The 18,443-nt window shown below is 62.8% G+C and carries 17 protein-coding genes; 6 read left to right on the forward strand and 11 right to left on the reverse strand.

Translation table 11 applies throughout. From position 1 onward, the window contains the following. Nucleotides 1-2: 2 nt before the first annotated feature. On the forward strand, nt 3-1,415 hold the full coding sequence (locus R4P65_RS14475) for a rhamnulokinase family protein (RefSeq protein WP_317827031.1): 1,413 nt from the start codon (nt 3-5) through the stop codon (nt 1,413-1,415). 160 nt (nt 1,416-1,575) lie between these two features. Continuing rightward, a complete protein-coding gene (locus R4P65_RS14480; protein ID WP_230817730.1) occupies nt 1,576-2,874 on the forward strand; it encodes a T3SS (YopN, CesT) and YbjN peptide-binding chaperone 1 in 1,299 nt (432 codons plus the stop codon). Nucleotides 2,875-2,899: 25 nt separating this feature from the next. Here the strand turns inward: R4P65_RS14480 and R4P65_RS14485 are convergent, their stop codons facing one another. From R4P65_RS14485 to R4P65_RS14510, 6 genes are all read right to left on the reverse strand, one after another. Next, nucleotides 2,900-5,089 (reverse strand): transglycosylase domain-containing protein, encoded by a 2,190-nt coding sequence (locus R4P65_RS14485; protein WP_317827032.1) that lies wholly within the window; start codon nt 5,087-5,089, stop codon nt 2,900-2,902. A 112-nt stretch (nt 5,090-5,201) separates the two neighbouring features. Further along, nucleotides 5,202-5,411 carry a hypothetical protein gene (locus R4P65_RS14490; protein ID WP_230817733.1) on the reverse strand — a complete coding sequence of 70 codons (210 nt, stop codon included), beginning with the start codon at nt 5,409-5,411 and terminating at the stop codon, nt 5,202-5,204. Between the two features lie 19 nt (nt 5,412-5,430). Next, entirely contained in the window at nt 5,431-6,267 is an 837-nt protein-coding gene (locus R4P65_RS14495) for a carbohydrate ABC transporter permease (RefSeq protein WP_003946046.1), read from the reverse strand. Further along, nucleotides 6,264-7,439, reverse strand: coding sequence for a carbohydrate ABC transporter permease (locus tag R4P65_RS14500; RefSeq protein ID WP_007735224.1), 1,176 nt, complete (start codon nt 7,437-7,439; stop codon nt 6,264-6,266). Before R4P65_RS14500 ends, R4P65_RS14495 begins: the two co-directional genes overlap by 4 nt. Nucleotides 7,440-7,459: 20 nt before the next feature. Continuing rightward, nucleotides 7,460-8,749: an ABC transporter substrate-binding protein gene (locus R4P65_RS14505; RefSeq protein ID WP_003946022.1), complete on the reverse strand. Its 1,290-nt coding sequence runs from the start codon at nt 8,747-8,749 to the stop codon at nt 7,460-7,462. Between the two features lie 170 nt (nt 8,750-8,919). Further along, a complete protein-coding gene (locus tag R4P65_RS14510) occupies nt 8,920-9,993 on the reverse strand; it encodes an ABC transporter ATP-binding protein (RefSeq protein WP_003946073.1) in 1,074 nt (357 codons plus the stop codon). A 114-nt stretch (nt 9,994-10,107) separates the two neighbouring features. On the opposite strand from R4P65_RS14510, the gene R4P65_RS14515 reads away from it, so the two are divergent. The 3 genes from R4P65_RS14515 (at nt 10,108) to R4P65_RS14525 (ending at nt 11,856) form a co-directional block, all read left to right on the forward strand. Beyond that, on the forward strand, nt 10,108-10,932 hold the full coding sequence (locus R4P65_RS14515; RefSeq protein ID WP_317827033.1) for a DUF2786 domain-containing protein: 825 nt from the start codon (nt 10,108-10,110) through the stop codon (nt 10,930-10,932). Further along, nucleotides 10,929-11,426: a TIGR04338 family metallohydrolase gene (locus tag R4P65_RS14520; protein ID WP_317827034.1), complete on the forward strand. Its 498-nt coding sequence runs from the start codon at nt 10,929-10,931 to the stop codon at nt 11,424-11,426. The genes R4P65_RS14515 and R4P65_RS14520 overlap by 4 nt, the downstream gene beginning before the upstream one ends. Nucleotides 11,427-11,487: 61 nt before the next feature. Then, the gene (locus R4P65_RS14525) at nt 11,488-11,856 is read left to right on the forward strand and encodes a helix-turn-helix domain-containing protein (RefSeq protein WP_217018135.1); all 369 of its coding nucleotides are present in this window, start codon (nt 11,488-11,490) and stop codon (nt 11,854-11,856) included. Here the strand turns inward: R4P65_RS14525 and R4P65_RS14530 are convergent, their stop codons facing one another. Both R4P65_RS14530 and R4P65_RS14535 read right to left on the reverse strand, forming a co-directional pair. Next, nucleotides 11,857-12,444, reverse strand: a complete 588-nt coding sequence (locus R4P65_RS14530) for an ATP-dependent Clp protease proteolytic subunit (protein ID WP_003945993.1) — start codon at nt 12,442-12,444, stop codon at nt 11,857-11,859. It lies immediately after the preceding gene. A gap of 4 nt (nt 12,445-12,448) precedes the next feature. Next, nucleotides 12,449-13,057, reverse strand: coding sequence for a ClpP family protease (locus tag R4P65_RS14535; protein WP_020909763.1), 609 nt, complete (start codon nt 13,055-13,057; stop codon nt 12,449-12,451). 248 nt (nt 13,058-13,305) lie between these two features. On the opposite strand from R4P65_RS14535, the gene R4P65_RS14540 reads away from it, so the two are divergent. After that, a complete protein-coding gene (locus R4P65_RS14540) occupies nt 13,306-14,100 on the forward strand; it encodes an LLM class F420-dependent oxidoreductase (protein WP_317827035.1) in 795 nt (264 codons plus the stop codon). Here the strand turns inward: R4P65_RS14540 and R4P65_RS14545 are convergent. Genes R4P65_RS14545 through R4P65_RS14555 form a run of 3 tightly spaced genes read right to left on the reverse strand, consistent with a single transcriptional unit; the run spans nt 14,022 to nt 18,333 of the window. After that, complete coding sequence (locus R4P65_RS14545; protein WP_317827036.1) at nt 14,022-15,251, reverse strand: CoA transferase; 1,230 nt, start codon at nt 15,249-15,251, stop codon at nt 14,022-14,024. The genes R4P65_RS14540 and R4P65_RS14545 overlap by 79 nt on opposite strands. Further along, on the reverse strand, nt 15,248-16,963 hold the full coding sequence (locus tag R4P65_RS14550; RefSeq protein ID WP_317827038.1) for an acyl-CoA dehydrogenase family protein: 1,716 nt from the start codon (nt 16,961-16,963) through the stop codon (nt 15,248-15,250). Before R4P65_RS14550 ends, R4P65_RS14545 begins: the two co-directional genes overlap by 4 nt. Then, nucleotides 16,963-18,333: an MFS transporter gene (locus tag R4P65_RS14555; RefSeq protein WP_317827039.1), complete on the reverse strand. Its 1,371-nt coding sequence runs from the start codon at nt 18,331-18,333 to the stop codon at nt 16,963-16,965. The genes R4P65_RS14550 and R4P65_RS14555 overlap by 1 nt, the downstream gene beginning before the upstream one ends. Nucleotides 18,334-18,443 lie beyond the last annotated feature (110 nt).

Genomic DNA, 18,443 nt, shown 5'->3' on the forward strand with positions numbered 1-18,443 from the left:
CGGTGCCGGCCAGAATCTTCGCAGCGGTCGACATAGGGGCTTCGAGTGGCCGAGTGATCGCCGGCGTGATCGACGCAGGCACTACTACACTGCACGTCGTTCATCGTTTCGCCAACGGCGCGAGCGCGGTCGACGGGCACCTACGCTGGAGCCTCACCGATCTCTACGGTGAGGTGCTCGCCGGTCTGCGCGCTCTCGCTGCATCCTTTCCGAGCGTCGAGTCGATCGGAATCGACACCTGGGCTGTCGACTACGGCCTACTCGACGCGGACGGAATTTTGCTGTCCGAACCGATTTCTTACCGCGACAACCGAACTGACGCCGTGATCGGCGAGGTGCACGCACGCGTCGATCCGCAGGCGATGTACACCGTCAACGGGCTGCAGTTCCTACCGTTCAACACCGTCTACCAACTTGCCGCAGAACAGCGATCGCCCGACTGGGGGCGAACGGCACACATCGTGCTCATACCTGACTTGTTGGCGTACTGGCTCACCGGAGAACTTCGTACCGAATCGACTAACGCGTCGACAACCGGTCTACTCGACGTGCACAACGGCCGGTGGGCAACGGAGTTGTTCGAGAACCTCGGTATTTCAGAGACGCTCTTCCCGACACTCGACCAACCAGGCGCGCAACGAGGCACGATTCGGCCCGAAGTTGTTCGGTTCACCGGACTTTCACCGTCCACGGTCGTGACGACCGTCGGCTCGCACGACACCGCATCCGCAGTGGTCGCGGTTCCCGCCTCCGGCACGCGTTTCGCGTACATTTCGAGCGGCACCTGGTCGTTGGCTGGTCTCGAACTCGCACGCCCGGTAGTCACCGAAGACGCACGCCGCGCTAATTTCACGAACGAACGAGGCGTGGACGGGCGAACGCGATTCCTGCGCAACGTCGGCGGGCTGTGGCTGCTTCAGGAGTCCCTACGATCGTGGGCTCGAGAGGGTAGGCAGTTGGAGCTGCACCAACTGCTCGAGGAAGCAAGAGGGGTGGGTCCGTCAACGAAACGAATCGACGTCGACGACGTGAAGTTCATCGCGCCGGGCGACATGCCTGCGCGGATCAGCGACGCCGCGGGGCTGTCGACGTCGGCAACGCCGGCCGAGGTGACCCGCTGCATTCTCGACTCACTGGCGAGCGCCTACCGCCACACTGTGCACACAGCCGGAGAACTCGCCGGAGCGAAAGTCGAGACGATTGCAATCGTCGGCGGGGGCTCGCAGAATTCGCTGCTCTGCCAGCTCACCGCCGACGAGTCAGGTCTCCCTGTCACTGCTGGGCCCGTCGAGGCAACGGCGCTGGGAAACATCTTGGTCCAAGCTCGTTCTCGCGGAGCAGCACCGTCGTCGCTGGAGGAGATTCGTCAGACGATCGCACACACCCACCGAATCCGACACTACGAGCCGCAATAGGTCATATCGCCGCACTGCCAGGGATATCGCGATCCTCCTTCTTCTTCGCCCAATGGTCACTGTCGGACCCCAGGACTACCGTCGTAGGCGGGGTTTGAAAAGCAGGGGTTTCGGCGTGTCGTCGATAGGGCCTATGCGCCCCCGGACCAGAGGAGCGACGATGTCGGACAATACTTTCGATCTGGAAATCCTGAGTGCCTGGACTACTTTCGAGACTCATCTCGCTCGCTACATCTCCGTGATGGAGGACGACGACACCCTCGTGGTGGAGTCGCATTACGACAGCATGGACGAACTGGCAGACGCACCCGCGTGCATCCAGTTCTTCGCATGGAACCAGACCTCCGTGCGCTGTGAAGTTCCTTCCAACAGGTTTCTGCATCCACTGCGGATGCTCGAACCGGAAGACCACTCCTCACTACTCGACATGGGGTTCAACGCTCCCGATCTGTGCGAGCACGAGCCCGAGGGCAACGGGTCCATGTCCTTCTACATCGACGTCGACCGCGCTCGTCCCGAGGAACTGGTGACAAAGGTGCTCCGCGTCTTCCGCGAGATGTGGAGCATTGCGCACCCGTCGTTCCTGCGTGCCAGCACCAGTGGACGCGAGTCGACGCCGGCGTTCGCCACGACGCCGTCGCACGCTCCCTCGGGTTCGGGCGACATGCTGCGGATCCTGGTCGACGGGGCCGTCGAACGCCTTCTCGGTCATCCGCCCAAGCGTGACGACGACGGCGACATCCCGCTGGTCCGCGGTGAGCAGGTCACCTATGTTCGTGTCCTCGAGGACGACGAGTACGTGGAGGTGTTCTCACGGGTCGTGCATTCGGTCGAGAACCTCGAGAACGCTGCTGTTGTTCTTGCCCAGCTCAATCGGCAGTGGCCGACCATCAAACTCATTCTTGTCGAGCAGAGTGTGCTGGGCGTGGTCCGCGTGGACGGCGCACCCTTCGTCGCCGAGCATCTGCTGCGGGCTCTGCGCTCGTTCGCCGAATTGGCCGAAGCATCGGACGAACTCGCCGAAGAACTGGGCGGGCAACCCATTCGCGCAACCGGAGACACCGCCTTCAACGACGGCATGGCCTCCGAGCACGAAGATCCCGGTGCCGAATACGAGTCACACGAGTGCCACGAATTTCCTCCGGCGCTCATGGCGCTCCTCGAACTCGACGCCGACGGAACGGGTGAGCTCAGCGCCGAAGAGGTTGCCGTGATCTGTGAACACGACCGCGACACTATTCTCGACTACCTGCGGATCAGTCAGGAGCAGGAGACGGCGTGGCACGAGGCGTTGACCGAGTCCATCCGGCGCAAGGACGACGACACCGACCTGTGTGCGGGCGAGAAGCGCGCGTGGACGCACGCGATCCGCAACCTCAGGCGCGGACTGCGCGTCGTCGTGCTTCCCGCCAAAGATGCAGCGCCGACGCAACTCGGCCTCTTCGACGATCAGGCCTGAGCGCCAGAGAATCGAGCGCTGCTTGTCAGCCCGGGAGCGGGATGACGATGCCAGGCAGGATCTCGATCTGACGCGGCAACTGGGGAAGCTGCGGCACTTCGATCGGCGGTAGGCCGGGCACCTCGATGGGCGCTGGGGGAGGGGCTGCCCCCGTCGTGGGCGTGCCCGTTCCGTCGCCCGAGGTCACACCGGAGTTCGCGGGAACGCCGGCCTGCCCGCCGATGGGGTCCGGCCACGGGAAGCTCTCCCAGTCGGATCCCTTCAGCGCGCCGTCCATCGTGCTCTTCCAGATGTCCGCAGGCACTCCGGAGCCGTAGATCAAACCACCGTAGGAGTTAGTGATGGCCTGCGCATCGGAAGTTCCGATCCACACCGCGGTGGACAGCGACGGCGTGTAACCGACCATCCATGCATCCTTGTTCTGCCCGGTGTCGCCCAGCTGCGCGGTGCCGGTCTTGGCAGCGGACGGGCGTCCACCGGCAAGCGCGTGACCGTTGGAGTACGACGCGATCGGGAGCATGGCCTGCGTGATGTTGTCCGCAACAGCCGCATCGAGACGACGCTCACCGGGAGACACCGGGCGATCGAGCAGGACTTCACCTTCAGCCGTCACGACCTTCTGGATGAAGTGCGGCTGCTGGTACACACCGGAGTTGGCGAGCGTCGCATACGCGGACGCCATGTCGATGACGCGAGACTGATACTGGCCGAGCACGATTCCGTTCTCCGGCGGACCACCCTCTTGCGTAAGCGTCGGGTAGTCGAGTCCGGGAATGTGTTCTGGCAGTCCGGCCAGGTGAGCGGCGTCGGCGATCTTCTGGGGACCGTCCTCCATCGAGAGCATCAACCGGTAGAAGCTGGTGTTCAGCGAGCGCTTGAGTGCCTCGGCGATGGTGCATCGACCACAGGATTCGCCGCCGACGTTTCCGATCGTCACACCGTTGATCGTGAGCGGTGAACTGTCGAACCGTGCGGACAGCGGAATATCTTCCATCAACGCCGCGACCAGGCCGAAGACCTTGAACGCGGAACCGGTCTGCAGCGGCGCCTGGGCGTAGTCGAATCCGGCTCCGTCGTCACCGCCGTAGTAGGCGTCGACGCCACCAGTCTTGGGGTCGATGGACACTACTGCGGTCCGCAGATCTTCCGGTTCACCGTCGAGATTCCGCTTGACCGCGTTCAGCGCAGCTTCCTGCGCAACCGGGTCGATGGTCGTCGTGATCTGCAGACCAGCGGTGTTCAGCGTCTGATCGCTGATACCCGCCTCGGCCAGTTCCTTGAGCACCTGAGTCTTGATGTGGCCTTCGGGTCCTGGTGCCTGGTTCAGATCGGTCGGCCGATTGGCGGGGGCGACAGCCGGGAACTGCATCGCGTCGCGATCCGTCTTGGTCAGGCTGCCCAGTTCGACCATGCCGTTGAGAACGTAGTCCCAGCGTGCTTGCAGCGCGGACAGATTGGTCTCGGGGTCCAGGAACGACGGGCTCTGGATGACGGAGGCAAGAACTGCGCCTTCCTCGACGCTCAGCTCACTGACCGGCTTGTCGAAGTACGCGTTGGATGCGGCGGCGATGCCGTAAGCACCGCGGCCGAAGTAGATGGTGTTGAGATACGCGGCAAGGATGTCGTCCTTGGACCACTCGCGCGCCATCTTCGCGGAGATGACAAGCTCACGCAGCTTTCGGTCGATACTGCGCTTGTCGCCCACCAACACGTTCTTCACGTATTGCTGCGTGATCGTCGAGCCACCGCCGGCGCTTTCCTTGCCCATCACGTTGTCGCGAGCAGCGCGAGCAAATCCCGAGATCGAGAATCCGGGGTTGGTGTAGAAGTTACGATCCTCCGCCGAGAGCACCGAATCGCGGACGTGAATCGGGATGGCCGACAACGCGACCTCGGTCCGGTTTCCCTCTGGCGGCACCACTTTGCCGAGCACGGTCGTGCCGTCGGCCATGTAGATGGTGGACACCTGATTGGTCTGCATGTCCGAGGGGCGCGGGACGTCGGTCCGGCTGTACGCGACAGCAAAAACCGACGCAGGCACGATGATCATCAGGAGCACGAGAACGTAGATGGTCCGCCGGACGTACCGCCACTTCGAGCGCTGCTTCTTCGCCGGCTTGGCCGACTTACTCGACCGAGGCGAATTAGCCGACTTGCCCGATCGAGCCGACGACTGATCGCCACCCGTCGCACTCGATCTGTTCGATGGACTCACTCAACACTCCCGGTCGTGGATCCGGACTTACCGGCACCATTCCACCAGGGTCATATCTCGATCAGATAACTCCCGGCAACTGCGATACCGAAATGTCACCCTACCGGGCTGGCTATTCGCGACGTTCTGCTCGGACCGCGTTCCGGTATCCGCGGAACGCCAGCCCGAGAGCGACGACGCAACCGAGCAGCACCAAAGACGGCATCACGCCGGGGTCACCCTTGACGATCGCGACCACAGCGCCGATCAACGCCATGAGGGTGAAGACCGAGATGAAGCCGGCAATCAGCTCCATGCGCTGGGCGCGCGAAGCCCGCCTCATCGCAACCGTGCGGCCCGCATCACGACTTGACGCCGCCTGCGGTCAGACCGGCGATGATGCGTCGCTGGAAGATGAGAACCATGATGACCAGCGGGACCATCACGAGGGTTCCGCCGGCCATGATCGAGGTGTACGGCGTGACGAATGGGTCGGTTCCGGAGAATTTGGCCATCGCCACCGTGACAGGCGCGGTTTTGTCACTCGAGAGTTGCAGCGATAGCAGGTACTCGTTGACCGTCGCGATGAAAGCCAGGATCGCGGTGGTGAACAGTGCCGGCGCGGCCAGTGGCAGCATGATCAGACGGAAGGCCTGGCCACGGGTGGCGCCGTCGATACGCGCCGCTTCTTCGAGCTCCCACGGAAGTTCGGAGAAGAACGACGTCAGCGTGTAGACCGTCAGCGGCAGCACGAACGAGATGTTCGGGATGATCAGCGCTTTGTAGCTGCCGATCCAGCCGATGTCGGTGAACAACTGGAACAGCGGAGTCACGAGGGCGACGACCGGGAACATGGACGCACCGAGGATGATTCCGGTGACGAAGTATTTGCCACGGAAATCGAAACGCGAAAGCGCGTACGCAGTGAACACGCCGATGACCAAGGCGATCAGCGTGGTCGCGCCCGCGATGATGAGGCTGTTCATCAGTGCACGAGTGAAGTTCACCTTGGCGTCGGGATCGAGCGCCGCGGTGAAGTTGGACAGCGTGAGATTGGTGGGCCACAGCGACGTGGAGAACGTATCCGCCGGGTCGCGCAGCGCCGTCACGATCATCCAGTAGCAGGGAGCGAGTCCCCACACGATGATCAGTACGACGCCGATGTAGGTGCCGATCTTGCCGCGTAGTGCCTTGTTCATACCGGCTCCCCCTTCCGCTGCTTTTCCTGCGTGCTGACCGCATTGGCTCCGAGGAATCGGACCAGGATGAAGGCCACAGCGAAGATGATGAGGAACGTGATGGTGGACAGTGCCGACGCCGAATTGGCGCCGACGCGCATCTGATCGACCACCAGAACCGAGATGGTGGAGGTGGCGGGGTTGGATCCCATCATGATCGCGGGCAGGTCGTACATGCGCAGCGCGTCCATCGTGCGGAAAAGCACCGCCACCATGAGTGCGGGCTTGACCAGCGGAAGCGTGATCATGCGGAACCGCTGCCACGCCGTTGCGCCGTCGACCTTGGCGGCCTCGTAGACGTCGGCGGGAATCATCTGCAGACCCGCGAGAATCAGCAACGCCATGAACGGCGCGGTCTTCCAGACGTCGGCGACGACGATCGCGAATCGTGCCGGCCAGGGATCGGCCGTCCACAGGATGTTGGTGCCGAGGATCTTGTTGGCGATGCCGTCGTTGGCGAAGATGAAGAACCACAGCTTCGCGGTGACGGCGGTGGGGATGGCCCAGGGAATCAGCACGGAGGCGCGGAGCAAACCGCGTCCGCGGAACGTCTTGGCCATGATCAGTGCCATCGACAGACCGATCACCGTCTCGAGCAGGACGGTGACGACGGTGAAGCCGAACGTATTTCCGATCGACTGCCAGAACTGCGATCCGAGTGTGCCGGGCGGGCAGGGAATCGAGCCGTTGGCGGTGTTGCAGGACTGGGTGATCCAGTTCTTGTAGTTGTCGAACCACGTGAACTGACCGGTGACGAACATGCCGGTCTCGGGATCGAGTTTCTTGCCGTCGCTGTGCATCGACATCCAGATCGCTCGTCCGAGCGGATACAGAATGATGACGGCGAGAACGATCAGCGACGGTGCGACGAACGCCCACACGGGAACTCGTCGACGCTTCTTCGGCTTGTCGGCCGACGCAGGCGGGGGCGAGGTTGGTGGGGGTGGAGTAGCTGCAAGGTCAGGCAGAACCTTGGTCAGGGATGTCCCTGCTGCCTCGGATGCCGACGGCTCTTCTAGCGGTTCCGGTGCACGGTGTCTCCCACCAACGCCCGAACGGTCGGGACCGGTTGAACCGGCCCCGACCGTGGGGTTGGTAGGCACAGCCGCGGAAGGATCCTGCGGTTCTGCCATTGCTTATTGCTCCTGGTAGATCAGTTACCGGCGGTTTCGATGCCGGCCTTGGTGTCCGCCAAGGCCTGCTCGACGGTCTTCTCGCCGCGAATAGCAGCGTAGGTGTTGTCGGAGATCGACTTCGACACCTGCGTGTAGTACGGCGTGACGGGGCGAGGCTGAGCGGTAGCGAGTGCTTCCTTCAGGGTCGCGAAGTACGGGAACTGAGCGAGCACTGCCGGGTCGTCGTAGACAGCCGAGAGGACGGGGGCGCCGCCGACCTCGGTGAAGTACGTCTGCGACTTCTTGGTCTGCATGAACTCGAGGAAGTCACGAGCCGTGGCCGGTGCGTCCGAGTACGCGCTGATACCGACGTTGTAGCCGCCAACCGTCGAAGCGCCCGGTCCGTCGACACCCGGAAGAACGGTGTAGCCGTACTTGCCGGCAACCGAGGTCTTCTCACCGTCGACCGAGAAGCCGGACCACGTGCGCATGAAGAGCGCCTTGCCGTCACCGAACGCAGTCTGCGACTCGCCCTCGGAGTAGGTCAGTGCTTCCTGCGGGATGGTGTTGTCGGCGAAGTTGTCGACGATCGACTGAACGCCTGCCTTCGTCTTGTCGTCGATGGCCGGGGTGAGTCCGTCCGGGCCGACCCACGGGCCGTCGAAAGCGTTGGTGATCTCGGTGGTGTTGACCGTCAGGCCCTCGTAGTTCTTGAACTGACCGATGTAGCAGGAGATGCCGGCTTCGACAGCCTTCGGGCAGTTTTCCTTGAGCTCGGCCCACGTAGTGGGAGCCTTCTCGACGAGGTCCTTGCGGTAGTACAGGAACGCGGCGTTGGTGTTCTTCGGCGCTGCGTAGAGCTTGCCGTTGTAGGTGCCCGAAGCGACGGTCGACGGCAGGAGGCCGGACTCGTCGATCGCGAGGTCACCCTCGAGCGGCAGCAGCCAGCCGTTTGCGGCGAACTGGGCGGTGTTGACGACGTCGACACCGATGAGGTCGTACTCGTCGCTCTTGGCCTGCATGCGCTGGGTGATGTCGTCGACCTGCGCGTTGGCTTCCTTGGCCAGCGGCTTGAGCGTGACCTTCTCGTCCGGATGCTCGGCATTCCAGTCGGTGATGATGTTTTCGAGCGCCTCGTTCAGGGCATCCTGCCCCTCGACGATCGTGATGGGTCCGCGGCCTTCGCTCGAGGACGATCCCCCGGATGCGGCCGTGGTGCTGGTTCCGCTGTCCTTGTCAGAATCGGACGAGCAGCCCGCCAGTACCAGCATGGACGCTGCCGTGGCTGCAATTGCAGCGCGGCGCATCGCCTTCGAGTTCAGAACCATGGATTCGCTCCCCGTATGTGTATGACAAATAGACGGTCACCGAGAGCCTGCTCACGGCATGCGCCATGAGTGCCGGCTCCCGGCATCGGCCCCTACTGTGGCACGAGACACCCGTACTTGTGGGTATTACGCCGAACCTGAATCGGTCATGTGTCGTTTGACAGGTCCACCTAACCCAGGCGACGCCCGTCGGTGGTCGCAAAAATGTGCACCTTCTCGGGGTCGACGCGCAGGTTGACGCGCTCGCCCTTCTGCGGCGGATTACGCCAGTCACCACGCGAGACGATCTGCTGCAACCGTCCACCGATCGTGGTCCGGCCGTAGACGTAGGCATCCGAGCCGAGTTCCTCGACGACGTCGACCTCCATCGGCAGGCCTTCGGCGGCGATCTCGAGGTGCTCGGGGCGAATACCCAGGACAACCTCGGTTTCGACGACGCCATTCATCGTCTCGCGCGGCACCGGAACGATTCCGTCGCCGAAAGCCACGCCGCCGTCGACGACGGGGAGGGTGAACAGGTTCATCGCGGGTGAACCCATGAAGCCGGCGACGAAGACGTTCTTCGGCTTGTTGTAGAGCTCGCGCGGCGAGGCGCACTGCTGCAGGATTCCCTTTTCGAGGACAGCGACGCGGTCACCCATCGTCATGGCCTCGACCTGGTCGTGGGTCACGTAGACCATCGTCGTCGCGAGGCGTCGTTGCAGCTGAGCGATCTGCGTGCGCGTCTGAACACGGAGTTTCGCGTCGAGATTCGAGAGGGGCTCGTCCATCAGGAAGACCTGCGGCTGGCGGACGATGGCGCGGCCCATCGCCACTCGCTGACGCTGACCACCGGACAGCGCCTTGGGCTTGCGGTCGAGGTACGGCTCGAGGTCGAGCATCTTCGCGACCTCTTCGACGCGGGCGCGGATCTCCGTCTTGTTGGTTCCGGCGAGCTTGAGCGCAAAACCCATGTTCTCGGCCACCGACATGTGCGGGTACAGCGCGTAGTTCTGGAAGACCATCGCGATGTCACGCTCTTTCGGTTCCTGACCGGTGACGTCTCGGTCGCCGATGAGGATGCGTCCGCTGTGGACGTCTTCGAGCCCGGCGAGCATGCGCAGGGTTGTCGACTTTCCGCAGCCGGAGGGTCCGACGAGGACGAGGAACTCGCCGTCCTCGATCTCGAGGTCGAGCTTGTCCACTGCCGGAGTGTTCGATCCGGGGAACAGGCAGGTGGTGCTCTCGAAAGTCACTGAAGCCATGACGAGGTTGATCCCTTCTACCGGCAGGAACGTGCCGGACGATCCAAGTTGAGGGTGAGCGTGTGCGCTAGCAGCATAAACGTCCGTGTCGGCGCGCGAGCGTAGTCTTTCACGGTGAGTTCGGAGAAGATGCTGACCCGCATCGGTGCGCTGCTTCGCCAAGCGGAGTCCACCGACAATCCACACGAAGGTGAAGCCTTCATGGCCGCCGCGCAGCGGTTGGCCACCAGTTCCGCCATCGATCTGGCGGTCGCTCGTGCGCACACCGCGTCTTCGGAAAAACGTGCGACACCCACTCAACGGCTCATCACCATCGGCGAACCGGGTAAGCGCGGGCTGCGAACGTACGCTCAGTTGTTCATCGCGATCGCCGCTGCCAATGACGTGCAGTGCGACATCGCTCAGACGTCGGCCGTCATCTACGCCTACGGCTTCGCCGGTGACATCGACGTGTGCGAAGCCCTGTACTCGAGCTTGCTCTTCCAGATGGTGCGTGACTCCGACGCGTACGTGCGCTCCGGGGCGTACCGCGGCGAAACGTCCGTGCGGACCGTCGTCGAAACTCGTGGACGACGACGCGTCAACACTCAGGTCCGCAAGCCGGTAGCCGGAGTGACGGCGCGCCTGAACTTCCAGATGGCGTATGCGTCTCGCATCGGCGCTCGGTTGGCCGAGACGAAGCAGCAGACGGAGAAGGCGGCGATCGCCGAGTCGGCCGCGTCATCTTCGGAAACCGCACTCGTGCTGCGTAACAAGGAAATCGAGCTCGAGGACTACTACTCGTCCAACTCCAAAGCGCGTGGGACGTGGCGAGGCGGTGGCCGCGCGAGTGCCGGGCATTCCTCGCATGCTCGACGGGCGGGTGATCGGGCGGCGCGCTCCGCGCGTCTAGGCAACCTTCCGGAAATCGGCGGGGTGCGCGGACAACTCGACTCATGAGGGATACCCAGCGCAGCGCGGTCTACGAGGCAGAGACGTTGGTACGCAACATGTTCGATCGCGCCGACGAGCGCGGCCTTCGGAGCGTCGAGGTCATGGGTTCCACCATCACCCTGCCGGTCGAGCGCAAATTCGGTTCCGTGGAGTCGGTCCAGGCGTACTGCGACCAACTACTCGGGCTGAACTGGATTCGGGAGACCTGGCCTCGCGCAACCGTTTCGGTGTCCGTACGCTCTCGCGCCGGTAATGCTGCCGCCCACTATTCGAACGACGTCATCGCCGTTCCAGACGACCGTGACGGCCGGTGGGCGCTACGCGAATTCGTTGTCTTGCACGAACTTGCGCACCACCTCGGTGACCCCACTTCCGACGAGGCTTCCCACGGGCCCGAGTTCGTCGACCGCTATACGAACCTGGTCGGCGAGATCGTCGGACCCGAGGCGGCCTTCGTTCTTCGCGCGATGTTCCTTGCCGGTGGTGTCCGGACAAGTTGAGGGTTATCAGCCCTCGGCGAACCCGGTGGTGTCCGAACCGGCCGACTGGAATACTCGGCCTATGGATGCGCCGCGCAGATTAGTCCTGGTCAAGGATGGGTCCGAACATCCCGATCCTGCTGTTGCCGTGCGCAAACCCCCACTGATTCGTGAAGCCTACGGACGAGTATTGAGGGAGGTCCGACGCGACCAGGACCGAACTCTCGACGACGTCGCCGCAAAGGTCGGGATGTCGAAGCAGTACCTCTCCGAGATCGAACGGGGCAAGAAGGAACCGTCGTCGGAAATTCTGCGCGCCATCTGCGAAGCGCTCGGGATGCCGCTCGAGCACCTGCTGTTCCGAGCGGGCAACAGGATCGTTGCGCTCAACTCCCTCACCTTCGGACATTCTCCCGCACCGATCTCCGGTCCAGTCCTGATGGCAGCCTGATCAGTTCCCTTCGATGAGGGTGTCAGCCAGTCCGTAGGAGATAGCGTCGTCGGCAGTGAAGATCCTGTCGCGATCGGTGTCCTTTCGTAGTCGCTCGACGCTCTGACCGGTGTGCTTACTCAGAATCGCCTCGGTCTGCTCCCGGATTCGCAGGATCTCGGCGGCTTGAAGCGCGAGGTCCGAGATGGTGCCACTACCTTGCGTCGACGGTTGGTGCAGCAGCACCCGCGAATGGGCGAGAACATGCCGATGGCCGGGAGTACCGGCGGCCAGAAGCACTGCAGCAGCCGACGCCGCTTGCCCCATGCAGTACGTGGAAATGGTGGGTTTCAAGAACTGCATGGTGTCGTAGATCGCGAGCATTGCCGTGGTGGAACCGCCGGGAGAGTTGATGTACAAACCGATTTCGCGATCCGGGTTGTCGGCCTGCAGATGCAGCATCTGAGCCATCACGACATTGGCGACGCCGTCGTCGATCTCTGTGCCGAGAAAAACGATGCGTTCGTTGAGCAGCCTGCTGAAGATGTCGAAAGACCGCTCACCCGTTGGCGTTCGCTCGATGACACTGGGAATCGTATACTGGGACATGACGTCACAATCCGATCTTGGGGAAGGTGGCTTGCGGTGCTATCTCGGCGAAGGACGTCACGACGCGGTCGACGATTCCGTACTCGCGCGCCTGCTCGGCGGTGAACCAACGATCCCGATCGCTGTCGGTCTCGATCTCCTCGACGGTCCGGCCCGTCTCGGCGGCGAGGATTTCCTGCGATTGACGCTTCATCAACTCGAGGCTCTCGGCCTGGATCGCAATGTCCACCGCAGTGCCACCGATACCTGCCGAAGGTTGGTGCATCATGATGCGGCTGTGCGCCAGGCTGATTCGCTTGCCGTGGGTACCGGAGCAGAGAAGCACCTGGCCCATGCTGGCGGCGAAGCCCATCGCGACCGTCACGACGTCGTTGGGGATGAGCTTCATCGTGTCGTAGATGGCCAGACCGGCAAACACCGATCCGCCGGGTGAATTGATGTAGAGCACGATGTCGCGCTTGGGGTCGGTGGTGGCGAGTAGTACCAGTTCCGAACACACACGTTCGGCCATGGCGTCGTTGACCTCGCCGGTGAGCAGAATGGTTCGCTGTCGGAAGAGCCTGTCTGTCAACAGGTCACGGTAGCCGGTATCGGTGGGTGCTTCGGTAGTCATGAATCCATTCCTACCGGCGCAGCGGTGTCGGGACCCCGCCTGTCTGCTGTGGGCAGACCACCCCTGTTTTGCCCCCCCATTTTGAGCGAACGGCACGTTCAGTCGATCTAAGGCGCCGAACGTACCGTTCGCTCGAAAAGGGGTGGGAACAAAGCGGGCATACCCGTCACCGACGGCGGCGGTAGCGGTACCGCGCACACCCGGCCATGATGGGAGAAGACAACCATTCCTCTCGTCAGGAGCGTGGCATGACTCGTCCGGTACGTATCGGTGTTCAACTCCAACCTCAGCACGCACCCGATTACGGGTTGATACGCGACGCCGTCTTGCGGTCCGAGGACGCCGGGGTGGACATCGTCTTCAACTGGGACCACTTCTACCCGTTGACCGGCGATCCCGACGGCGCCCACTTCGAATGCTGGACAATGCTGGGAGCCTGGGCCGAGCAGACCGAACGCGTCGAAATCGGCGCCCTGGTCACCGGCGGCGGCTACCGCAATCCGGATCTGCTGGCCGACATGGCGCGAACCGTCGACCACATCAGCGGCGGTCGTCTGATCCTCGGTATCGGTGCCGGCTGGTTCGAGAAGGACTACGACCAGTTCGGATACGACTTCGGCACCCCCGGCTCACGGCTGAAACTGCTGGGCGAATACCTCCCCCGCATCACGGGCCGCCTGGCGAAGGGCAACCCGCCGCCGACGCGCAGCATCCCGGTCCTCATCGGCGGTGGCGGTGAGAAGAAGACCCTGCGCCTGGTCGCCGAGTACGCCGACGTCTGGCACAGCTTCGGCGACCGCGAGACACACCTGCGCAAGTCAGACATACTCTCCGACCACTGCGCCGACGTGGGCCGGAACCCGGTGGAAGTGGAGCACTCGGTGCCGTGGCCTGGGCTCGAAAATGCTGCCGACCAGGTCGCCGACGGCGTCTCGCTCTTCACCGTCGGCGTCAGCGGACCTGACTACGACCTGACGACGCTTGTCGAGGCCATCGGCTGGCGGGATGACAACACGGCACCGGCATTGAGCGGACTCGCCTGAGTGGTGCCCAACACCTCGTCGTTGTCGGCGCCGAGAACGGGCGGCGCCGACGTCAGGCGCGGCCTCTGTCCGGAGAAGTTGACCGGAAAGGCCACTTGCTTCAACGGTCCGAGCGCCGGATGGTCGACGGTTCCGACCATGCCGAGCGCGGCGGTGTGGGGATCGGAGTAGATCTCGTCGAGATGCCGGATCGGAGAGACCGGTACCGCTCGTTCGGCGAGCAGAGCGCACCAGTATTCGACGGTTCCGGACGCAAAGGCGCTGGTGAGTTCTCGTTCCAAGCTCTCGCGGTTCTCCACCCGCTCGCGGTTGTGGACAAAACGAGGCTCGGTCGCCAGTTCGCCTCGACCGATCGCCTCGCACAGCGACGCCCACATCGCGTCGTTGCCGACAGCGATGACGAAGTACCCGTCGCTGGCAGGAAATGCTTGGTAGGGAGCAAGATTCGGGTGACCGGAGCCTAACGCCGTCGGACGCTCACCGGTGGCGAAGTAGCTGGTCGCCCAGTTCACGTGCATGGCGAGTTGGCACTCGTACAACGACGTGGTCACGTACTGTCCGCGCCCGGTCCGGCCCCGCTCGACCAATGCAGCCAGCACCCCGACCAGTCCGAACAGCGCTGCACCCAAGTCCCCCAACGCAAATCCGGACTTCATCGGCGCGCCACCCGGTTCACCGGTGAGCGACATGAGCCCACCCGCGGCTTGCGCGATCATGTCGTACCCCGGTTCGTCGCGCAGCGGCCCTTCTTCACCGAAGGCAGAGATGTGCAGGGTGATCAGATGTGGGTATCGCTCGGACAGTGCCTGGTAGTCGAAGATCTTCTGTAATCCACTGCCCGGCTTGAAGTTCTCCACCACCACATCGGTCTCTTCGAGCATGCGGTGGATGATCTCCTGCCCTTCGGTGGACTTGAGGTCGATCGTCACCGACTTCTTACCGCGGTTGATCGCGAGGTAGTAGGCGGCATCTACCCCGACGAAGGGCGGTCCCCACGAACGTGTGGGGTCGCCGCCCTCGGGGTGCTCGATTTTGGTGACGTCCGCCCCGAGATCGGCAAGCGACATAGTTGCGTACGGTCCGGCAAGGATCTTCGACAGATCGAGAACGCGGACACCGGCAAGAGGTGCGGGGCCTTGGGAAGAATTCACCGATGAACTCCTGCCACAGAGAGGAACTCGGCGACGACCTCGCGTGCGTCATCCAACTCCACGTCGCCGCCATCGGTAATCACCTCGAGATTGCCGAGCGCGGCCGACGGCGCCTTCCCGGCAAGACCTGCCAGGTAGGAGTTCGCCACCAACAGTGACCGGTACCCGTTACCTTCTCGGATGCCGTGATCCGCAAGATCGAACAGCAGGCTCGCCATCACGGTGCGAGCCAACTCATCGGCATATTTTGCACAGGCAGCCTGCGCGGCATCGTCAGATCCGGCGATCAGACGATCTCCCTCCTCGGCCAGTTCCTCCCAGCGCCGCAACAGAACTCCGGCCCCGGCGTCACAGTCAGGTCCGACAGTGGACAGGATGTCCGTCATCGTTCCCGCGACCGTGCGGTGCGAGTCGAACTTGCGTAGGCACCGAAGTACGTCCAGCGCAATGACATTGCTCGACCCCTCCCAGATCGAGCCGAGGTGAGCGTCTCGCACCAGTCGCGCGTTCACCCATTCCTCGATGTAGCCGTTGCCACCGCGCACCTCCATTGCCTCACCGGTGACCACTCGCGCACGTTTGCACACGAAGTGTTTGGCGATCGGCGTCAGCACCCTGATCAGTGCTCGCGCTTGATCGTCACCGCCGTCTGCAGCCTGAAGACACTGCGCGCTGTACGCCACCAGCGCGAGCGAAGCCTCGGCATCGAGTGCGAGGGGAAGAAGAGTCGCCCTCATCAGTGGCTGATCGAAGAGCTTCTTACCGAACACGACTCGGCTCTTCGAATGTTCGACGGCTTCGCGGACTGCTCGGCGCATGAGAGCGCTCGAACGCATCGCATTGGACAGCCTAGACGTGTTGACCATCTCAGCCATCTGGCGGAATCCTCGATCGAGTTCGCCGACCTGGAGTGCGTGCGCGCGGTTCAGCGTCACCTCGCCGCTCGGCATGGAACGCGTACCCAGCTTGTCCTTGAGACGATCGATCGTGAGGTTGTTGCGCTCGCCGGATCCCAAGGTCTTGGGCACCATGAACATTCCGACTCCACGCGTCGAACCATCCTGTCCGCCCGGGAATCTTGCGAGGGTGATGATCACATCGGCATCCGGGTTGGAGGCGAACCACTTCTTGCCCGTCAGAACCCATCCGTTACCGTCGCGCTCGGCGCGTGTTTCGGTGCAGGCGATGTCGGTGCCTGCCTGAATCTCGGTCATGAACATCGCACCCGTCTTCGCCTGCTCTGGGTCCGTCGACGTCAACGCGTCGATCCAGGGCGCGAACACGGCCGGATCACCGAACATACGCAGCGTCCGCGCAGCAGCATCTGTCATCGACACCGGGCAGGCCAGCCCGAACTCGGCCTGCACGAAGATGTACGACGCGAGGTACTTCGCGAGTGGCGGATGCACGGAGTCCCATCCGTGCAACCCTTTTCGGTGCGACATGGCGGACAGGCCGTACTCGTTGTACGCCGCCCGGCACAGCTCCAGGTAGGCCGGGTGATAAGAGATGCGGTCAATGCGGTCACCGGCCTTGTCGAATTGCTGCAGCACCGGCGGGTTCTTGTCTGCGATGTCGGCAAGCTCGGACAAACGGCCGGCGGCATCTCGGCCCAGTCGGTCAAGCAATCCGTTCAACGTCTCTCGGCCCGCCCCGGCGGTCCATCTGTCCACTACCGCTGTCAGAGCGGGGTCGGTGTGTGCAAAGTTCATCAGTGGTCAACGCCTTTCAGGGTGGAAGCATCGGTCATGTTCGAGGAGCTCGTCGACTCCGGCCCTTGCGCGTGCAGCACACTCCTGCGCAACAAAGCAGTCATACAGACAAGGGAGAGAACGACATACACGAGCCCTAGAGCTACGACCGGCCAGATCGAGTTGGTTCGCGTCAGCAGATACTGGCTGACCATCGGGGCCGTTCCGGCAAATACGGCGGTCGACAATTGGTACGACAGAGAGATGCCGGTATACCGAACATTGGTGGGGAAAACCTGCGCCAGGATGCCGGCCAACGCGGCGTAATACATTGCGTGAGGCGCCGTCGCGAGGACCATACCCAGAATCGCCAAGGGCACGGAGCCCGTCTGAACCAGCACGAACATCAGTGGTAGGAGCACGATCTCCGGAAGCAGCATCCAACGGACCGCTTTCGACGGATCGATCCGCGTGGCCAGCACAGCACCGAAAGGCTGTACGAGCGCCTGGGCTACCAGTGCGACGGTGATCACGAGGAGGAAGTCACTGCGCTCGAAGCCGAGATCCGTTGTCGCCCAGGAGAGCGCAAAGGTTGTCTTGACGTACGTGATGGCAACACCGGCAACCACAGCGCCGACGCCGAGAGCAAGTTCGACGGGATGCGAACGCAACACTTCGACCAGCGGCATCCGTGTACGTTCTTGTGCCGCAACAGCCTTCTTCATCTCGGGTGTCTCGGAGATGTGCAATCGGATGTAGAGAGCGACGATCACCAAAGCTGCGGATCCGAGGAACGGCAGACGCCAACCCCACGACTCGAACACGGAATCCGACATCAACGTCAGGCCGAGGAAGGCCAGCGTCGCGAGCAGGTTGCCAACCGGTGAACCCTGCTGCGCAAACGCACCGTAGAGCACCTTTTTCTTCGGGGGAGCGAACTCGGTGGCGATCAATACCGCGCCACCCCATTCGCCGCCCATGGCAATGCCCTGGAGAACACGCAGTGCCACAAGCAGTATCGGTGCCCAGATCCCGATCTGGGAGTACGTAGGGAGGAGGCCGACACCTACAGTTCCCAACCCCATGAGCGCGAGGGTGATGATCACGGCGTTCTTGCGACCGAACTTGTCTCCGAAATGACCGAACACCACTCCGCCGACCGGACGAGCCACGAATCCCACGGCAAAAGTCGCGAAGGCGGCGAGTGTTCCCACCGCCGGCGACGCATCCGGGAAGAACAGCGGGCCGAGCACCAGAGCGGATGCAGTTCCGTAGATGTAGAAGTCGAACCATTCGATTGTCGTTCCGACAAACGCCGTGATTCCGGCCTTGCGCGCCTGTTTGGTGCTGTATTCAGGCGGATTGGTGTCTTGACCTGGGTGTTGATCCACGGTTCTCCCTGATTCTCGCGTCGGGCATCACCAAGGGATGCAATGTGAGGCGTGAATCACTATCGTCCGAAATCCATGTAGAGTCCAAGACTTAGTTCGACTCATTTATG

Origin of the sequence: Rhodococcus sp. IEGM 1318, assembly GCF_033142465.1 — a bacterium.
GTDB classification, from domain to species: Bacteria; Actinomycetota; Actinomycetes; order Mycobacteriales; family Mycobacteriaceae; genus Rhodococcus_F; species Rhodococcus_F qingshengii_B.